We start from the raw sequence: 20,192 nt of genomic DNA on the forward strand, positions 1-20,192 counted from the left end.
ACAACTCTTTATTTGCTGCTTATGCCCACTTTTGGAGCTTCTAGAAAACCACTACGAATGAAGTACGAGAAATAGGTTGACAGCAATTGAGCATCTTGGGGAGGACAGTCGATCGAGGAGCCTGCAAGAGCAGCGATCGTAGCTTCACAGGTAATTTGAGGTCTCTTGTCTTGCTGGTTCAGTTCAATGTAGGTTAATTGATCTTCAGACCACTTTTGACCAAAGAACGGAATCAAAGGGTAAAGTGGATTGTCTCGCGCCTGACTGAGTTTGACTTGCCATTCTTGAAAAGAAACTTTCTCCATTGGGTAGCCCAACGAGCAGATAAACTCAACTAATTGGCTCCAGTGAAGTAGGTGCGGATTTTGCAGGTGAAACACCTTTCCGATTGACGATTTTTGTTTCGATAAGTAGACGATCGCTTGGCTGTTATAGTCAACAGGAGAGAGATCTAACATTAAGTCAAGATCCGTCATAATGCTTCCCATTTGAATGCAGCCTTGAATCATCCGGCAAAGAAATCCGTCTGTATTCCAAACTCCTGTTTTGCTATGACCCGACACTAATGGCGGTCTATAAATTGTGACCGGTAGCCCACGATCGCTAGCAATTTGAACTAACTTTTCTGACACCCATTTGCTTTGAGAATAGCCGAGATAAATTCCCTCACTGCGATCGATTACATCCGCTTCTGTCACCTTTTTTCCGTAGTAAGCAGATGACTCAAAAACCGCAACACTCGATATATAATGAACAGGTTTGACCTTAATTTGACATGCCAACTTGAGAATCTCTTGAGTTCCCAAAACATTAATTGGCTTGAATTTGGAGTAGGGATAAATGTAATTTAGTAAAGCCCCATTGTGATAGATACTATCAATTTGACTGGCGAGGGTTTCAAACTGTTCTGCTGATAGACCCAATTGAGGTTGAGCCAAATCGCCCAAAACGAGAATAATTCTGGAGCTAAATCGCTCATTCCAAAGGTCATAAGATTCCAGATTTTTTTGCAGTCTGATCTTGGCAGACTCGGCATCGGTAGACCGAACCAGGCAGTAAATCTCGGCTTGGGTCTGCTCAAGCAGGTCGTGAAGCAGGAAGGCTCCTAAAAAGCCCGTTGCCCCTGTCAACAAGATCGACGTAGGTGCGATCGCAGGCTGAATGATCGCGTTAGCAGGGTTGATAGATGGGTCTAAAACGGCTTCAGCGCTGAGATCTAGAACCGTTGTTTCCTCTGGTTTTGCCCCTTCAGGATTGAGTTGAGCGGCTAGCAGCGCGGCAAGATTGGCGATGCTTGGATCTTCTATCAACGCTCTAACGGGCAAGTCTACCTGCAAATCAGTCCGAATCAGGCTGGTGAGTTCGACTGCCATCAAGGAGTCGAGTCCCAAGTCATGGAGAGAGCGCTCTGTATCAATTGCAGAAGTCGTTAGCCCTAGCACCTTGGCAGCTTTTTCTTGCAGGTAAGTCTTTAAAAGCGGCTGACGATCGCCCTCTGATGCCGACTGTAACCGTTGCAAAAACTCACGTTGTTGCGCTGATAATGGCGCTACGTTGGGATGGGCATCGCGCAGCAATTCTGAGAGCAAGGGCGGGTGTTGACCGGGGCTAAATTGCTGCCCAAACACCGACCACTCAACCGGGAGCACCCCAACCTGCGCTAGGGGCTGTCCTAAAAGTTGCCCTAACAGATACAATCCTTGTTCAGGTGCGATCGCGCTGAGTCCCTGCGTTGCCAAACGAGCTTGATGGCGGCTGCTCAGAGTCGCTGCCATGCCAATGTCGCTCCAGGCTCCCCAGTTGATGCTCAATCCGGGTAGTTTTTGCGATCGACGATGGTGAGCTAGGGCATCTAGAAAGGCATTAGCGGCAGCGTAGTTTCCTTGACCAGGTGAACCTAACAACGAAGCGGCAGAGGAGAACAGCACAAAGAAATCTAGGGGTAGCGTTTGGGTCAAGGTGTGCAAATTCCACGCCCCTTGAACTTTGGGATGCATCACCCGCGTAAACTGCGCCCAATTTTGTTGCAGCAAAATTCCATCGTCAAGCACACCCGCCGCATGGATAATGCCTCGCAGAGGTGGCATTGCTGCCTGAATGTCTTCTAGCATTCTGCTGACATCTACTGCACATGTCACATCTGCCTGAGCAACGACAATCTTGGCTCCGATTTGTTCTAATTGGCATAAGGTTTCCTGCGCTTCGCTAGACGGTTCGCGCCGCGCCATCAACACTAATTGTCGTGCACCTTTTTCCACCAGCCATTGGGCAACTTTTAGCCCCAACGCTCCCAAACCGCCTGTGATCAGGTAAGTCCCCGCTGCTCGAACGATCGCTTCTTGAGGTGCTGGTACTGGTTTTTGCACCAAACGAGCGACATAGCGCTGTCCATCTCGTAAAGCAATCTGATCGTCTTCTTGAGCATCTTCAAGTTCTGCCTGTAAAGACGAAATCGCGGCGATCGCATCAGCAGGCAAATCGATTAGTCCTCCCCACAGGTCAGGATGTTCTAGCGCTACTACTTTTCCCAATCCCCACAGGGGAGCTTGAGCCACAGCCCGCAGCGAAGCATCGACCGGAACAGCGCCCTGGGTGACTAGCCACAATCGAGGCAGAGCGGCGGTGAATTTCGCCTGTAAGGTTTGCAATAAATGCAGCACGCTACCCACGCCTAAAATCTGCGCTTGCTCTAGCGAGGGGAGGGTGATGGTTTTTGCGGAGATCGGCTCTACGCTCCAGAGGTGAAGGATGCCTCGTAAGGGATGATCGAGCGTCGCTAGACCTTCTGTTAACAGCCGCTCAAAATCGGCTCTCTCAGCAGGATTGATGCTGAACGTTCCTGGCGCTGCTGCCTCATACGTCTCTCCTGGGTAGACCAGAATACAGGGCTGAGCGCGATCTCGCAACCGTTGTGCGATCGCATCTCCGATCCCGCCTTTGTCTGCCAAGATCAGCCAACACCCCGATTCCTGTGACGGACGGTTTGAGGTGCGTGGCTTGAGTTGCCACTCGATTTCATAGAGCCAATTTTGAGCCGTTTGTTCGATCGGGTCGGCAGGCTTCTGGGTTTGCTGGGTGAGCAGTTCTAGCAGCTTGGGCAGTAGGCTTAATTCTTCTGCTGATAAGCTTCCTGTGGTTTCTAATTGCTGAATTAGCTGTTGAGAATCCGCAGAATTGAGCAGGTGAGGGATGGAATCTGGCGTCTTTGCCACACCATTTTCAGGGATGTCTACCCAATAGCGTTGGCGCTGAAATGGATAAGTGGGCAGGTGCAAACGACGACGCGGATAGGCTCGATCGAACGCCGCCCAATCGACCGCTACGCCGCGCTCATACAACACTGTCAAACTTTCTAAAATCTGCTGCCAATCGGCTTGCTTGGGAGTTAAGCTGGCAAGCCAAAGTAAACTTGAGCGATCGGATAACGTGTTGCCAGTGTTCGAGTTTGCATTGCTAAATTCGCAGTCGGCTCTTGCCATCCCAATTAACGTTGGCTTAGCTCCAATTTCCACAAATACATTATATTTTTGCTCATACAGCGTTTCCATTCCGGTTGCAAATCGAACAGGTTGGCGTACATGCTGACACCAATATTCCGGTGTGGCAACCTGATCAGTCGCAAGTTCTCCGGTAAGATTAGACACGAACTTAAGGGTTGGAGATGAGTAGCTGACCTCTGCGGCAACGCGCTTAAACTCGTCGAGCATTGGCTCCATTAAGGGAGAGTGGAAGGCATGAGAGACATTGAGCTTTCGGGTCTTGATGCCTTGCGCGTTTAGCGTCGCGATCGCAGCTTCAACAGACTGCCGCCGACCAGACATCACAATACTTTGCGCGCCATTGATCGCCGCGATCGCAACATCGGTATAAGGCTGAATGGCAGCCGCAACTTGCCCCTCAGTCGCAAACACGGCAACCATTTCGCCATCTTGTGGCAAAGCCTGCATCAACCGGGCACGAGCCGCAATCAGCTTCAGCCCATCTTCGAGGCTAAACACGCCTGCAACACAAGCAGCAACATATTCACCAACGCTATGACCCATAACAATTGCAGGTTCGATCCCCCACGATCGCCACAGTTGGTAAAGCGAATACTCTAATGCAAATAAAGCAGGTTGTGTGTAAGCCGTCTCATCTAGTTTTGGTGCAGATCCCGAATCTGCGTAGAGAATTTCGAGCAACGGAATGTCTAGATAGGAACGCAAGATGGCATCACAGCGATCGAGAGCTTGTCTAAACATCGGTTGGGTTTCGTAGAGTTGCCGTCCCATGCCAACATATTGCGACCCCTGACCTGTGAACAGAAAGGCAATTTTTGGACGCTTTTTGCCGCCGTTGGGGTGTTCTTTCACGAGTCCGGCAGGCACTGCTGCAAAGGCGGCTAACTGATCCCGCAAGTGGTCAGCGGACTCAGCCACGATCGCTAGACGATGATCAAACTGCGATCGCGTTGTATTGGCTGTGAAGCAAACATCGCTCAGCGAAACATCAGAATGCGTGGCTAAGAAATCTGCATACCGTTGTGCCAACGCCTGCAAGGCTGTCTCATCTTTTGCTGAAAGCGTCAGGACATGAAGAGGACGATCGACAGTGCTTGAATCCTGAGTTGTCGATCGTGGGGTTGCAGAGACGCCGCTAAGCCCAGAATCGGCTGCTTCTAGCACGACATGACAATTGGTTCCCCCAAATCCAAAGGCGCTGATGCCCGCAAAACGCTCTTCGGTCAGCCAAGGTTGACGCTCCGTAGGAATGGCGAGAGGCGTTCCTTCCAGGGAAATATAGGGGTTGAGTTGCTTCAAATGCAGATGAGGCGGAATTTCTCGATGCTGCATTGCCAGCGCCACCTTAATCACGCTCGCAATTCCAGACGCCGCTTCTAAATGCCCGATATTGGTTTTGACAGAACCAAGCCAGCAGGGCTGATCTGGCTTGCGATCGCGCATCAGCACCGCCTTGAGAGACTTGACCTCGATCGGGTCGCCTAGCGGAGTGCCCGTCCCATGCGTCTCGACATAACTGATCTGAGCCGGAGCCACTCCCGCGTTGTCCAACGCTTGCCGAATCACTGCCTGCTGAGACGGACCGTTAGGAGCGGTTAAGCCATTGCTCAAGCCATCTTGATTGATCGCCGTACCTCTCATCACTGCCAAAATATTATCGGCATCCTCACGGGCATCTGAAAGCCGTTTTAGCACCACCATGCCACACCCTTCACCCCGGACATAGCCATCAGCGCTGGCGTCAAAGGTTTTGCACCGTCCGTCAGGTGCCATCATGCGGGCATGAGAGTAGGTAATAAACGGCTCCGGCGACAGCATCAGGCTGACCCCACCCACCAAACACACATCAGATTCGCGGCTCTGCAAACTACGGCAAGCAAAATGCAGCGCAACTAGTGACGAAGAACAAGCGGTCTCGATAACAACACTAGGTCCTCGCAAGTTGAGAATATAGGACAATCGGTTTGCTGCGATCGAGAGGGTGTTGCCAGTGCCATCGTAAGCATTCACACGAGAAAGATCGCGGGCGAGAATGCGACAGTAATCATAATTACCAATGCCCATAAACACGCCCGTCTGAGTGCCCCCCAATGCGGCAGGAATGATCCCGGCATTCTCTAGGGCTTCCCAAGCAACTTCTAAGACAAGCCGTTGCTGCGGGTCCATCCGCTCGACTTCGCGGGGAGAAATGCCAAAAAAAGCGGGATCAAAGCGATCGACCTGCTCTAAAAAGCCCCCATAGCGGGTACTCATTTTCCCAGGTGTTCCTGGCTCTGGATCATAGAAGGCATCAACATCCCAGCGCTCCCTGGGTATTTCCGAAACGCTATCCACTCCATTGTGCAAAAGTTGCCAAAAGGATTCGGGATCTCTCGCGCCAGGAAACCGACAACCGATACCAATAATTGCGATAGGTTCCATAAGATAAGTTGCAGTTTGTTTTGTGGCGACGATTGAGTACGATCGCTTCGGAGCGCAGTCGCTTTGATCCCGTCAATCACACATCGATCACACTTGATCACACACTAATCACAAGTGGTTAGTCACTCTGGGCAAGGCTTCTAGAAAATCGTGCAAATGCTTTACTGTTCTGCGCGATCGCAGTGTTGACTGAGCCACCTGAAGCCATTAGTTGCATCTCGCGGTTTACTCCCCACAGGTAGTCAATGCCCTCAAACATCCGTTGCAACTCTGCCAAGAGGCGCTGATGGTATTGAAGATTGACATGGAAGCCTTGATGCTCTTGACACAAACCCGTTTCCATCCACTGGAGCGCTTCTGGTGCAGAGAGATCAAACACTGGAGATTGCAGAAGTTTGTACAGCGGCATCATAAAAGCGTCATCGCTACGACAAATGCCTGGAATTGCCCCTGAAAGCCCGCTTAGCCCTACTTTTTGCGCTCGATAAATGGTTGTGTTCGCAACCAGTTTTTCATAGGCTGTAGGGTTGGGAAAGTCTCTATACACTTCCAGGGCGATCAGTTGCGACGTGGTCGTGTGGAACGATTCATCCAATAGATGATTGAGGGAAACGGCAGTCGCAGCAGGAATAAATTCGCCCTTTTTCTCTAACTCCCGATGGTATTGGACATAATCGTATTCGTAATTTTTTAGCAGCATATTTGCCATGAAACGAGTCAGGTAAAACATGCACGCTAGAAAAGGCGAACTGCCGCAATTGAGGGTGAAAAACTGAAGAAACGATCGCGGCGCAATTTGCCCTAACAATCCTGTGGTTTGTGCTGGGATCAATTCCCCTTTTTGATCTAATTGCTGCAAATAGTGGGAGTAGTAATTTGCTTGGTGCTTGAGCATCACCTTGTTGGTGATGAAGCGGAAGGTAGAATCTCGAAACTCTGCGATGGATTCGCTGTGTCCATCAAAACGTCCATCAAAACTAAATAACTGCGATTTCTGCCCCGATTTTGCGGCTCCGTTTTTGATCCCCTTCGATTTGCCAGGAGCATTAAAGGCAGCTTGACCCAGCAAGGCTTTTTTGGTTTTGTAGCTAATCGTGTGGAAGGCGTGGATGTGATGGCGTTCTTGGTCGGTTTCTAAATCGAGTTCTTGGCAAAGCGTTCCATATCCCCCAACGGCTGCAAAAACGCCTCCTGTCACCTGGTTATAGAGAACGGTATTGGCTTCAGTCGCTGCCGTTTGGTTATACTGGGTTGCCCAATAGAGGTGATTGAGCGCCAGTTTTTGGGCAGAAGAGGCTTGCTCATAAAGGGGAGTCCCGTAAAACAGAGAGAGTTCGGGGTTGCTCCAGTAATGTTGGCTGTCGCGATCGTAGCTAAAGTTTTTGTCTAACTTTTGAATCTTTTCTGTATAGTCAGAATCGGTATTGCGTCGATAATTAATCTCGGTGATTTTGATGTGCTTTTTGACCTTTTCGTGGCTCTTATCAGTCGGAGCAGTTGCAACCCGAACTTGAGTACTATCAACCATGATTTTTCTACGCTATGAGAGAGCAAATGGAAAGAGCAAATGTTGACTCAGTTTGACAAGAAATCTGGTTCGGCAATAAATCTGGTGCGACGATGAAGCTTAGGCTTTAGATCTGAACTCTTCAGCCAGATGATGAGAAAATGCTTTAACTGTAGGATAGTCGTACAATAGCGTTGGATCAATGGTTTTACCTAGCCACTCCTCTAAGTCGCCTGTCATGCCGACTGCCGTTGCAGAATCTAAACCGTAGCGATCGAAGGGGATAGTGACATTGATTTCATCTGGATCGATTTCTAAAAGTTCAGCGAGGTAGTTAACGATCCACGTCTGTATTTCTGTGGCTGTTACCAACCCTTGATCGCTAATGTCAGCCTTAATGTAATCTAAACCACTGGGCAACTCGACTTGAGAATTTTTTATTTGCATTGCTTGTTTCCTGAGTCAAAGATTATTTCTCTATTTGGGCATTAAGCCTATAAGATGTTTAACACGAGTTTCAATGAATCATCTTTCGATCGAACTAACGTTTTATTTGATGTTATTAAATTCATACTCTTTATCACAATTTTTGTAATGCATAGTGCATTTGTAGGAGAAGCCGATTGCTGTACGCCTTCACCTAATCAATTTATGAAACAAAGTAATACTAGAGAGTGCGCTTTAAATGTTTGAGATTCCCCTGGGTTTGAAATTTATAGCCAGATACCTAACGGCGATGAGCACTTCTCCAGGCTTGGGGAGTAGTGTTGTGAAACTGGCGAAACTGGCGGAAGAAATGAACAGAATGCTGATAACCCACCTGAGCCGCAATCTGCTCTACCAATTCATCTGTTTCTAGCAACAGCGATCGCGCTGCCGTCATGCGCCGTTCAATAATCCACCGTTGCACCGTTTTTCCGGTCTGGCGGCTCATCAGATTGGTCAAATACGCGGGCGAATAATCCACCGCTTGAGCTACATCTCGAAGCGCGATCGCACGGTGATAATTTGCCTCAATGAAGCGGAAAACTTCGCTTAGAGGAGGGGTCGTCGGTAGGCTAGGGGGCGTTGCCCCAGTGGGTAATGGAATCGTCTCAAAGGTTCGCCGCGACTGCGATGTATGCCACTGTTGCAACACCGTTTGCTTTTCTAGCTGCACCGCGATCGCTCTTAGCAACTCCTCCACTTCACACGGTTTTGTCAGATAGTCATTTGCACCCAACTCCATGGCTCGGCGAAAATCATTTCGAGTCTGCTTGGCTGTGACAAAAATAAAGGGGATCACGGCGGTTGCGGGGTCTTGGCGGAGTGAAGTCAGCACGCTGTAGCCATCAAGCTCTGGCATCAGCACGCCGCAGGTGATCACGTCAGGCAGGTGTTCTTGGGCCCACTGTAGCCCGATCCGACCGCTTCCAGTCCCAATTCCTGTGAAGCCCTGATCGCTCAAACCTTGAAGGACAAGATCTCGCATCTGGGCTTGTTCTTCAATCACTAGAACTTTTTTCACTATCGTTCCTCTCATTCGCGTTTGCACAAAACAATGAGAAAGATCAATGCTATTCAAGAGGATGAAGTCTGCAAAACCCCAGAGATTGTAAATCTCATTTAGTACGGCTTACAGGATTGAATGACAAAATCTAATCTGGTTCGTAAGATCTCAAGATTTAATGGGGTTTACCAGCCGACACCTTCTGCAATAGCGAATCTACCTCCGATCGCAGGTTCTGAAACTTGATCTTGCCTTGAGGACTTTCACTCCAATCTTCCATCACGTTTAAACTGCCGTTGAGAAAACCAGATCGACAGGCATACCGTTGGATTTTGCCACTCGATGTCTTTGGAATACTTCCTGTCTTAATCAAGACCGTTGCATAAATTTGCAGCCCGTGTTGCGCCGCGATCGCTTGGCTAATGTTGCCAGTGATTTCTTTTACATTCAGCTTCCGCAAATAATTTCGATCCACTTCTTGCACCACAACCAACCGCTCCTCTCCCTTGATCTCAACGGTAAACGCCGCACCACAGCCGGGGCGCAAGGCAGGATGGCTCTTTTCCACGGTCATCTCAATATCTTGAGGATAATGATTTTGACCTCGAATGATCATCAAATCTTTGATGCGTCCGGTGATAAACAATTCGCCATCATGTAAAAATCCTAAGTCGCCAGTGCGGAGAAAGTTGCCTGCATCGGCTTCGGCAAGACGGGCGTGAAACACTTCTTGGGTTTGTTCTGCACGGTTCCAATAGCCCTGAGCCACACTTGCACCCGACACCCAAATCTCCCCAACTTGGCGATCGCTGCAAGGCTGCAATGTGTCAGGGTTCACAATCAAAACGGTTTGGTCTAGGCTGCTCTGCCCACAGCCCACGATCGAGCGGGCATCACTGCGATCGCGATCTACTGGCACGACCCGATTGGTTTCCAAGGCGTGAGCGTCAAGCCGCTGCACGATCAGAGGGTTCATGTTCAGCCTACCCGATACCATGAGGGTCGTTTCTGCCATGCCATAGCAGGGGTGAAAGGCGCGATCGCGGAAACCACAGGGTTCAAATAGCTCAGCAAAGCGCTCTAGCGTCTCAGCCCGCACAGGCTCAGCCCCTGTAAACGCAACATTCCAGCTACTCAAATCAAGAGTTGCCCGTTGCTCAGGCGTAACTTTGCGGAGGCACAGGTCGTAGGCAAAGTTTGGACCGCCGCTCGTTGTTGCCTTAAAGCGAGAAATTGCCTGGAGCCAACGCAACGGCTTTTGCAGAAATGCAACCGGCGGCATCAACACCATCGGCGCACCGACATAGAGGGGTTGCAGCACGCCCCCAATCAAGCCCATGTCGTGGTAGGGCGGCAGCCAACTGACTCCCTGGCTTTGAGGCGTATCAGCAAAACTCTGCTGAATCACGGCTGAATTGTGCCACAGATTCCCATGACTAACCATCACGCCTTTCGGTGTGCCGGTCGAACCCGATGTATATTGCAAAAACGCTAAGGTATCGCCGTTCACATCAGGCATTTGCCAGTCAGGGGATCGATCGTTGAGGGGATCATCGGTCGCCAGCCAGCGCAAATCGCTCAAGCCCGTTTCTTCAGCAAACCGACGTTCGGTCTCTGCTAATAAATCGGTTGTTGTTAATGCAAATTCGGCTTGAGCATCTGCCACGATCGCGTGCAGTCTCGCCATGCTCTGATTGCGTCGGGGAGGATAGGCTGGCACGGCTACAACCCCGGCATACAAACAGCCAAAGAAGGCAGCAATAAAGTCTAAACCCGGTGGGTAGAGCAGCAACCCCCGCGATCCGGTGGCGTTTAGGTGTTGAAGCTGAGCCGCGATCGCGCGTGCCCGCCGATCAAGGGTCTGATAAGTTAACGTCCCAGATACTGTTTCCCCATTTTGCAAAAAGGTGTAAGCGATCTGGTCAGGTTGAGACTGCGCCCTATAGCACAGTAAATCTACAAACGTCGAAATTCCATGCCCTGCCGCGATCGCATCGGTGAAATAAGCTATCATCTCATACTCCCTGGTCAATCAATTTCGACTGGATTAGCAGGTAATGCTCGAATCAATTGGTGCTATCTAGGTTCACTTGGTTGAAGCAGCTTTGTTTGATTTAGATCGTTTGATTTAGATCAATGTTATCTATCGATCTAACTGTCGATCTAACTATCGATCTAAGACTTTTACATCAGCAATAGATAGGTCAAAAATTGCTCAGCTTGATTCACCTCATCAACTCTATCAATAGTGCCAACAAATCAAAAAAAATCAAGTCTTGCTTCGCGAACGGGGCATCAAACTTTCATCTAGCCACTTTACCAGGCTTCTGCTTGCAGTCGAACATGTTAATCATGGCTCTCGATCGATCGTCTCAAGGAAACCTTCGATTGAGCATCTATAGAAAACCCCTCATGACGATTCTTCCTAATGACGATTCTTCACTGTTGTCAACTGAGCGTCTATCTCTCTAAAGATAGAATGGTTACTAATACGAACGGTATTAAAAAACACAAACACTATCTCAGTCTATAAAGATTACGTGAGGATTTAGAAAGCTGAAATTGTGATGTTGGAATTTTGCGTTAATTATGATGTTAAAATTTCGCGTTAATAGGCTGCCCTATTAGTTTGTACGTCTATGAAGATGATGTAAAGTTCAGAAAGAAATCATGCTTCCGCTTATTTTCAGCTACTCATAATCATTTCAGATTACTTAATGTTGGTCGGATTATTCGATGTTATGAAGCCATCCTAATTCAGCGAAAGTTCAGCGAAGCTGGAAATATTGCTAATAGGCTGCTAGCACCTGGATACCACCAGATCGATCGAAAAAATGGTTAGTCTAACCGAAAGATTGGTTATTGTAATACTTTTGAACATTCGATAGGCTGCTTTCTAAGTAGTTAAACAACTGAGCGACAGAAGTAGCTATATTTATGTAGCTCGAATAGCTTTGAACAGCAAATTTTTTGCTTAAATGACGGTTAGGAAAAGGTTATGGAAATAGCAGTTTTTGCCCCGATTTAGCACTTCATCATTGCCCATTTATTACTGGTTCGGTACCCTTTGAATGCATAAATCTATTAGGGTAGGGAAATTTCGCGAAACACTATTCCGGATGTGATGAATTAAGTCATGGATTTCTAACACTCGCTTCAAAAGGTTTAGCTTTAGTTCGGTTGGTCTATGAATCGCTAAAAGCTAATCGCTCAGTTCACCAACTATCAGTTCACCAACTATTTGATCAGCAGTGAAACCTGATTTGATCTCAAAAGCTCAGCCTTCTTTAAAGCTCCCTCGCCGATCGACAGTGATTGCAATGGTAATTGCAGGTCTGGTTCTTAGTGGAGCTACGTTTCAATACCTCTTCCAGTTTCGGCAAAGTTCTCCCGCTTCAGTGACACCTTCTAACGCAAAGCCCAAAGCCATCTCTGCCTTGGGATATCTGCGACCCGAAGGAGAAGTCATTTATCTATCGCCGCCCACTTCTCTGAATGGAGCGGGGGTGAGCCGGTTAGGAAAGCTTCTGGTCAAGGAAGGAAGCACCGTAAAAACGGGACAAGTGACTGCCATTCTTGACAGCCAGGGAAACTTGCAAACGTCTCTCAACTTGGCGCTAGAAGATGTTGCAATTGCTCGGGCAAATCTTGCCAAAGTCAAAGCAGGGGCGAAGACAGGAGAACTAGACGCCCAAAAAGCAACGATCGCACAGTTAATCGCTGAGCAACAAGGACAACTCACCACTCAAGGCAACACGATCGCCCGATTGGAGGCAGAGTTAGAAAACGGTCAAACCGAGCATCAACGGTATCTTGAGTTGTTTCAGAGCGGCGCGATCGCGGCTTCTCAGTTAGATAGCACGCAGCTAACGATGACCACGGCTCAAGCACAACTAGATGAAGCAAAAGCCAAGCGAACCCAGATTGAAGCCAGTCTCACGCAACAAATCAAAGCGGCCCAAGCGACGCTGAGCCAAATTTCTGAGGTTCGTCCTACCGATGTTCAAGCGGCCCAGGCAGAAGTCAATCGTGCGATCGCAAATGTTGCCAAGGCTCAAGCAGATTTAGAGTTAGCCTACATTCGGTCGCCGATCGATGGACAAGTACTCAAAATTCATACCCGCCCCGGAGAAGTCGTCGGAAATAAGGGCATTGTTGCGATCGGGCACACTGAGCAAATGAATGTTGTGGCAGAGGTGTATGAATTAGATGTGCACAAGATTCGTGTTGGGCAAAAGGCAAAAATTGCGAGTAGTGCGTTTGCAGGCAACTTAGAGGGAACCGTAACGGACGTCGGATTGCAAGTCAACCCTCAAGATGTGTTAGCAACTGACCCAACAGCAGATGTAAACCGAAGAATTGTAGAGGTAAAAATCCGCCTTAATGAGCCAGATAGCCAAAAAGTTTCAACCCTTACAAACTTACAAGTTAGTGTTGTAATTGATGACGATCTCCCTAACAAATAGGCTCCCTAAAAGATAGGCAATTCTTGCGCTATGTAAGAGGTTTCATGCTACTAAGTATTCCGCTAGCCTGGTTGCAGCTAAGTCGAGAAAAGATTCGGTTACTCATTGCCTTAGCAGGAATAGCCTTCGCCGTTATTCTCATGTTTATGCAGCTAGGATTTCAAGCAGCCCTCTACGATAGCGCAACTCGATTGCACCAAAATTTAGAAGGAGATCTCGTTCTCATTAGTGCTCGATCAAAGTCTTTAGGCTATACGAGAACCTTTTCTTGGCGTCGTTTATATCAAGTGCTAAGTTTCGAGGGAGTTGAATCAATTAGTTCTATTTATGTTGGCTTTAAAGACTGGAGAAATCCTGATACTGGAAGTTTTCGGGCCATCTATGTGTATGGGTTTGAGCCAGGAAATTCAGTCTTTAAATTTCCAGAAGTTGATCAAAATTTAGACAAGCTTCAACTCAGCGAAAATATTTTATTTGATCGGGCTTCTCGCTCTGAATATGGCGCGATCGCAGATACCTTTGAACAGAGCGAACCTGTGGCAACAGAGCTAGGAGGCAAACGAGTCACCGTGGTTGGCTTATTTACGTTAGGACCTTCGTTTGGAGCAGATGGCAATATTATTCTAAGCGATCTAAATTTTTTGCGATTGTTTCCCGATCGGCAATTAGGAAATATTGATATTGGGCTAATTCAACTCAAGCCGAATGTAGAGGTTCAAACGGTTCGTCAACAGATTGAAGATAGCTTGCCTACAGATGTTAAAGTCTTAACTCGTGAAGGATTTATAGAGTTTGAAAAAAACTACTGGCAAGCCAGCACCTCGATCGGATTTATCTTTTCCTTAGGAGTAGGAATGGGATTTATTGTCGGTACGGTCATTGTCTATCAAATTCTGTACTCAGATGTTTCTGACCATCTCGCAGAATATGCAACCCTCAAAGCAATGGGCTATAAAAATCTATACTTAGAATCGGTTGTTATTCAAGAAGCACTCATTCTTGCAACGTTAGGATTTATTCCAGGATTTGCGCTTTCACTAGGATTGTATGATTTGACTAAAAATGCAACGTTTTTACCCATTAGAATGGAATTTGATCGCGCATTGGTTATTTTTGCATTGACGATTTTAATGTGTACAATTTCAGGCTTGGTTGCGGTTCGTAGATTGCGCCAAGCAGATCCAGCAGACATTTTTTGATAGATGTTGCTAGCAGGGTTTAATCTACCTTAAAATTATTAGCTTCGCCCTTAAAAATATTCATTGAATAAGTATGGTAATCTCTGCCTCCAATCCCTGGATTAAAGTATTCAATCCTCATCCAAACCCGTCTTTTCGTCTGTTCTGCTTTCCTTACGCAGGCGGAAGCGCGGCAGTTTTTCGTCAGTGGGCAGATAGCCTTCTCCCATCGATCGAGGTGTGTGCGATTCAGTTTCCGGGTCGCAGCGATCGCTTAAATGAACCCCCATTCACTGACATTGCACCACTAGTTCAAACCCTGAGCCAAGTTCTTGATCCCTATTTGAATATTCCATTTGCTTTTTTTGGTCATAGCCTGGGTGCCTTGATTAGCTTCGAGTTAGCGCGTTACCTCCGTGCTCAATCGGCGCACTCACCGGTTCATCTCTTCGTGTCAAGCCGTCGTGCCCCGCAAATTCCCGATCGCAATCCCGGCTTATATGCCCTACCAGAGCACAATTTTTTAGCAGAGTTACGCAACCTAAATGGAACACCCAAGCCAGTGCTAGAAAATGCCGAATTGATGCGTCTGCTATCACCTACAATTCGTGCAGACTTTCAACTTTGCGGCACTTATTCTTACGTAAATCAGCCTCCGTTATCCTGTCCAATTTCTGTCTTTGGGGGTACGGAAGATACCGAAGAACCCCCCGATTTGCTCGATCGCTGGCGTCTGCACACCAGTTCCTCATTTTCAATTTGGATGCTTCCGGGCGATCATTTCTTTCTACACACTCAGCAGCAGCCTCTTCTGGAGAAAATCAACAACATTATTAGCGCAACAATTGCAGCACCAGAATCGGAATTGCCACTGCTGAAATTTGATTGCCCACGGACGATTGTCAACTGAATTTCAGCATTTGTTTAGAGCATCAATTCAGCCCCGTCATTGCTCGCATCCAGCAATCTTGCCACCGCACGACGCTCTAAATTATGCTCATTCAGCACCTTATCAATTTCACCCATGCTATCTCGCCATAGGGTTGTGAGGGCATGGGAAAGATCAGTGAATGTTTCTAAGCTCATGGTTCCATACGTGAAGCTTTCAGGCGCACAAGGGAAAGCGGAAAATGTCCCTCAAGTTCTGCTGCATTGTTGCGCTTACCTCAATAGGCAGTTCTCAAATTGAGACTTGCAAGACTGGGATGTACCCTAACGGAATATCAGAGCACCAAGTTTCACACTAAACATCTTCAAAATCAACAGAAACTCCGTAATTTTTTGTCTGAGTTCGGGAAATATGAAGCAATCGGAAAAATTTGCTTTTGTAGAAAAAGTAACGTTTTTCATCAAACTTGCGTTTAAGAGAGCTTCCTGAAATCAAGAATTGGAGTACTACCTGTGTGAGAAAGATTCATAATTCAATTGGCTCAAGACTGTTCCTTTATGTGTTGGGAAGCGCTCTATTTGGCATAGGTGGAATGTCTTACTTCTTCTACCAAGCCCTTGAAAGTCGTGCCAAAGACGAGATTAGAGGAAACTTAACAACACAAGTTAATTTAATTGAGGGAGAACTGGCTAGAGTTGAGCAATCGATGACTAATCTCTCTGCGGTGGTCAAAACAATGCACCGTCAGGAAATTACAGATCCAGAGTTTTATAACCAAGTCATTTTTGAAATCTTTCAACAACGTTCATCTTTAACAATGGCGCTTGGGTTTGGGCAAACCCCGTCTCAAATTGTCACGGATCGCCAGTGGTATTGGCCCTATTTCTATGTTGACCAAAAGAATCCTGAGCAGATTGGTACACTTCTGCCAGCACCTCACAATAACCTCCGTTTTGCTGATTTGTTTGAAGATAACTATCCTGAGCAAGACTATTACAAGAAAGTTGTTAAAGCTAAGAGAGATATTTGGCTGGAGCCATATGCTTGGTATGGTCTCACCTTAACCACCTACACAGGTCCTGTTTTTGATGATCGCGATCGCATGATTGCTGTTACAGGACTCGACATCAACGTTACTGCCTTGAGCGAACGTGTCAAAGCACCTGAGACTTGGGAAGGAGGCTATTTTGCTATTTTTAGCGAGAAGGGCAATTTAATCGTCTATCCTCCCGATCCAGGAAAAGCAAAGGCGCTGGCTGCCTATAACGACATTCCTCAATTGGTGGATGTCTGGAAACAGATCAGTGCTGATGAGAAAGGGTTGATTCAAAAAAAGGGTCAGTACTGGGCATATCAACGGATTAAAGGAACCAACTGGATCATGCTCGCCTCAGTTCCTCAATCTGTCGTTCTAGGCCCAGCACTGGCAATCACCCTTGGCGGGGCGCTAAGTGCAGGGGCAATTCTGGCGCTAGTCGTGATTTTATTCATCCGACGGCTCAACCGCCGTTTAGAACCTATTCTCGAAGAGTGCAAAAAACTGACCGAAGGAGATGCTCAACGGCTGTCTCGCCTCAGTCGAGATGGAGCGAGTAATAGAGCCGATGATGGTTCGAGCATTGAGAGTGAATCTCAATATAAGTTTGAACGTAAAGGCACAGACGAACTCGGTGTTCTGGCTCATTCATTTAACCAAATGGCGGCTCAGTTAAAGGAGTCGTTTGAGGAGTTGGAACACCGCGTTGAGGAGCGCACCGCCGAACTGACAACGGCTAAAGAATCAGCAGATGCGGCAAACAGAGCCAAAAGCGAATTTCTTGCCAATATGAGTCACGAGCTACGCACACCGCTCAACGGCATTCTAGGGTATACCCAAATTTTGCAGCGATCGCGTGCTCTCATTGAAAAAGATCAGCAAGGAATCACTGTCATTCATCAGTGTGCATCTCACTTGCTCACCTTGATCAACGATGTGCTTGATCTCTCGAAAATTGAGGCTCAAAAACTCGAACTCCATCCCCACGATTTGCGCCTTGCACCCTTCCTTCAGGGCGTCGTCGAGATCTGTCGCATCCGAGCCGACCAAAAAAGTTTGGAGTTTGTCTATCCGATCGATCCGTTGCTTCCGGCAATGGTGCATGTCGATGAAAAGCGGTTGCGGCAAGTCTTGATCAATCTGCTAGGCAACGCGATTAAATTTACCGATACCGGAAGTGTCACGTTCACAGCATCCCTAATAGAAAAAGATTTTCATGGCGTTCCTCCAATCTATACCATTCGATTTGGGGTTGAAGATACGGGCATTGGAATGCAGCCCCATCAACTAGAGAGTATTTTTCTGCCGTTTGAGCAGGTCGGCGATGGAGAAAAACAAGCGGAAGGAACAGGCTTGGGCTTGGCAATTAGCCGCAAGATTGTCACCATGATGGGCAGCGAGATTATGGTTGCGAGCCAGTTTGGCAAAGGAAGTAAGTTTTGGTTTGATGTTGAGCTAGCCGAAGCAAAAGATACCGTTCGAGCCGAACCAGAGTTAACAATGCAAGCGATCGCACGATTGAAGGGAGAGCCAAGAAAAATTTTGGTGGTCGATGATCGGTGGGAAAATCGGGCAATCCTTAAAAATCTGCTCGAACCAATTGGCTTTCATATTGTTGAAGCCAACAATGGTCAAGCTGGAATCGACACAGCCCTGCAAACACAGCCCGATTTGATCATCACGGATATTTCTATGCCAAAAATGGATGGCTATGCCATGATGGCAGAGATTCGAGCTAAACCGACACTCCGAAACGTGGTGATTGTTGTGTCATCTGCCAATGTTTTTGAAGAAGATCAGCACAAGAGTTTAGAGGCTGGTGCGGCAGAGTTTTTGCCCAAACCCATTGAGGCGCGATCGCTATTTGAAGCCCTGCAACGACACCTTCATCTAGAGTGGATTTATGCTCCAGAACTTCAGGCAAACGGTTTGAATTTATCGGGCAACAAGGGCACTTTAGAAATGCAAGCGCTTTCTACCCCCTTGCCACATTCGGCACTCTCAACCGCGCCCCAGCCGATAGTTGCCCCTCCATCTCAAGAAGTGTCTGTGCTCTACGATTTTGCCCGTAAGGGATTAATCCAAAGCTTACTTCATCGCATCGATCAAATTGAGGCATCGGACGCAAGCTTTCATGAGTTTTGCCAATCCCTTCGTCAGTTATCAAAAGGGTTTCAGCTTAAAAAAATCCGAGCATTTCTTGAACAGTATTTAGAGAGTAAGACATGATGGAACCGGGAAATAATTCTCAAATTATCCTAATTGTGGACGACAACCCCACAAACTTAGAGGTCTTGTCAGAAGCACTGATGATAACTGGGCTACAAGTTGCAGTTGCTTTAGATGGAGAAAGCGCGATCGAACAAGTTCAATACCATCCTCCTGATCTAATTTTGCTTGATGTCATGATGCCAGGAATTGATGGTTTTGAGACCTGTCGTCGCCTGAAAGCAAATCCGCTCACTCAAGAGATTCCGATCATTTTTATGACGGCCCTATCAGAGACCGAAAGCAAAGTCAAAGGGCTAAGCGTTGGCGCAGTAGACTACATCACAAAACCCTTTCAGCAAGAAGAAGTTTTAGCGCGGGTTAAAGTTCATTTACAATTGCATCATCTCAATCAACGATTAGAAATCCAAAACGGGCTGCTTCAGCAGTTTAATGAAACCCTAGAACAGCGAGTCCAAGAGCGGACGGCAGATCTTCAACAAGCTCAAGTTCAGCTTATTCAGCAAGAAAAGCTCTCAGCACTAGGGCAACTTGTCGCAGGGATTGCCCACGAAATTAACAACCCCGTAAACTTCATTTACGGAAACTTCCCTCCTGCAAAACACTATATTCAAGACTTATTTGATCTGATCAGTTTATATCAAGCTCGTTATGCTGAGCCTAGTAAAGAGATCAGCGACAAAATTGAAGAAATTGATTTAGATTTCCTACGTTTAGATCTACCAAAACTACTTGACTCTATGCAAGTAGGCTCAGAGCGAATTCGAGAAATTGTTTTGTCACTGCGAAACTTTTCTCGCCTAGATGAGGCAGACTTTAAACAAGTCGATTTGCATGATGGTATTGAAAACACATTGCTAATTTTGGGTCATCGGCTCAATGCGAAGTCAGAGAAATATAGAATTCAAATTGCAAAAAATTATGGAGATATTCCCCCGGTAGCTTGCTTTCCAGGTCAACTCAACCAAGTAATTATGAACCTTTTAGTTAATGCGATCGATGCATTAGAGCACTCTATTAAAGAGAGAAGTGAACCTGTTTCTCCCTCAATTCACATTTGCACTCACCGCATTGAGAACAACTGGATTCAGGTTCAGATTAAAGATAATGGTTCTGGAATGCCGGAGGCGATTCGCCAAAAGATTTTTGATCCGTTTTTTACAACAAAACCTGTGGGCAAAGGCACAGGGTTAGGGCTAGCAATTAGCCATCAAATCATCGTGGAAAAACATGGTGGAAAGATTGAATGCCACTCAATCTTGGGACAAGGAACAGAATTTACCCTTCAGATCCCAATTGATCAACTAGAACCGGAGCATGAACGGTCTCTGAGCTTTGAATATCAAACAACGGAGAAGATGCACTAAATTTCTTGTCTTTTCTAACATTACTTCACCTTAAGCGTTGCAATTTGCAGAAATACACAATGGCGATTTTGCAAATTGCAACAGCAAATATAGGGGTTTCAAACAGCGCC

At 47.1% G+C, this 20,192-nt stretch carries 11 protein-coding genes; 5 read left to right on the forward strand and 6 right to left on the reverse strand.

The window, feature by feature from the left end:
* Nucleotides 1–8: 8 nt before the first annotated feature.
* The 5 genes from GS601_RS19450 to GS601_RS19470 all read right to left on the reverse strand — a co-directional run bounded on the left by GS601_RS19450 (nucleotide 9) and on the right by GS601_RS19470 (nucleotide 10,931).
* Nucleotides 9–5,921, reverse strand: a complete 5,913-nt coding sequence (locus tag GS601_RS19450; protein WP_162424953.1) for a type I polyketide synthase — start codon at nucleotides 5,919–5,921, stop codon at nucleotides 9–11.
* Nucleotides 5,922–6,039: 118 nt separating this feature from the next.
* Nucleotides 6,040–7,449, reverse strand: coding sequence for a hypothetical protein (locus GS601_RS19455; protein WP_162424954.1), 1,410 nt, complete (start codon nucleotides 7,447–7,449; stop codon nucleotides 6,040–6,042).
* 99 nt (nucleotides 7,450–7,548) lie between these two features.
* Nucleotides 7,549–7,875, reverse strand: a complete 327-nt coding sequence (locus GS601_RS19460; protein ID WP_162424955.1) for an acyl carrier protein — start codon at nucleotides 7,873–7,875, stop codon at nucleotides 7,549–7,551.
* 280 nt (nucleotides 7,876–8,155) lie between these two features.
* Entirely contained in the window at nucleotides 8,156–8,935 is a 780-nt protein-coding gene (locus tag GS601_RS19465) for a response regulator transcription factor (protein WP_338017084.1), read from the reverse strand.
* Between the two features lie 157 nt (nucleotides 8,936–9,092).
* Nucleotides 9,093–10,931: a fatty acyl-AMP ligase gene (locus tag GS601_RS19470; RefSeq protein WP_162424957.1), complete on the reverse strand. Its 1,839-nt coding sequence runs from the start codon at nucleotides 10,929–10,931 to the stop codon at nucleotides 9,093–9,095.
* Between the two features lie 1,306 nt (nucleotides 10,932–12,237).
* Between GS601_RS19470 and GS601_RS19475 the strand changes: the two genes are divergently transcribed.
* The 3 genes from GS601_RS19475 to GS601_RS19485 all read left to right on the forward strand — a co-directional run bounded on the left by GS601_RS19475 (nucleotide 12,238) and on the right by GS601_RS19485 (nucleotide 15,471).
* Nucleotides 12,238–13,383, forward strand: a complete 1,146-nt coding sequence (locus tag GS601_RS19475) for an ABC exporter membrane fusion protein (protein WP_162424958.1) — start codon at nucleotides 12,238–12,240, stop codon at nucleotides 13,381–13,383.
* Nucleotides 13,384–13,427: 44 nt separating this feature from the next.
* Nucleotides 13,428–14,582 carry an ABC transporter permease DevC gene (gene devC, locus GS601_RS19480; RefSeq protein ID WP_162424959.1) on the forward strand — a complete coding sequence of 385 codons (1,155 nt, stop codon included), beginning with the start codon at nucleotides 13,428–13,430 and terminating at the stop codon, nucleotides 14,580–14,582.
* Between the two features lie 73 nt (nucleotides 14,583–14,655).
* Nucleotides 14,656–15,471 (forward strand): thioesterase II family protein, encoded by an 816-nt coding sequence (locus tag GS601_RS19485; protein WP_162424960.1) that lies wholly within the window; start codon nucleotides 14,656–14,658, stop codon nucleotides 15,469–15,471.
* A 14-nt stretch (nucleotides 15,472–15,485) separates the two neighbouring features.
* Here GS601_RS19485 and GS601_RS19490 read toward each other — a convergent pair whose 3' ends face one another.
* Entirely contained in the window at nucleotides 15,486–15,647 is a 162-nt protein-coding gene (locus GS601_RS19490) for a type 2 periplasmic-binding domain-containing protein (protein ID WP_162424961.1), read from the reverse strand.
* A 317-nt stretch (nucleotides 15,648–15,964) separates the two neighbouring features.
* On the opposite strand from GS601_RS19490, the gene GS601_RS19495 reads away from it, so the two are divergent.
* Both GS601_RS19495 and GS601_RS19500 read left to right on the forward strand, forming a co-directional pair.
* A complete protein-coding gene (locus GS601_RS19495) occupies nucleotides 15,965–18,715 on the forward strand; it encodes a hybrid sensor histidine kinase/response regulator (RefSeq protein ID WP_338017085.1) in 2,751 nt (916 codons plus the stop codon).
* Entirely contained in the window at nucleotides 18,712–20,082 is a 1,371-nt protein-coding gene (locus tag GS601_RS19500) for a sensor histidine kinase (protein WP_338017086.1), read from the forward strand. The genes GS601_RS19495 and GS601_RS19500 overlap by 4 nt, the downstream gene beginning before the upstream one ends.
* The last annotated feature ends 110 nt before the right edge of the window (nucleotides 20,083–20,192 follow it).

The organism is Myxacorys almedinensis A (assembly GCF_010091945.1).
Taxonomy (GTDB): domain Bacteria; phylum Cyanobacteriota; class Cyanobacteriia; order Leptolyngbyales; family Leptolyngbyaceae; genus Myxacorys; species Myxacorys almedinensis.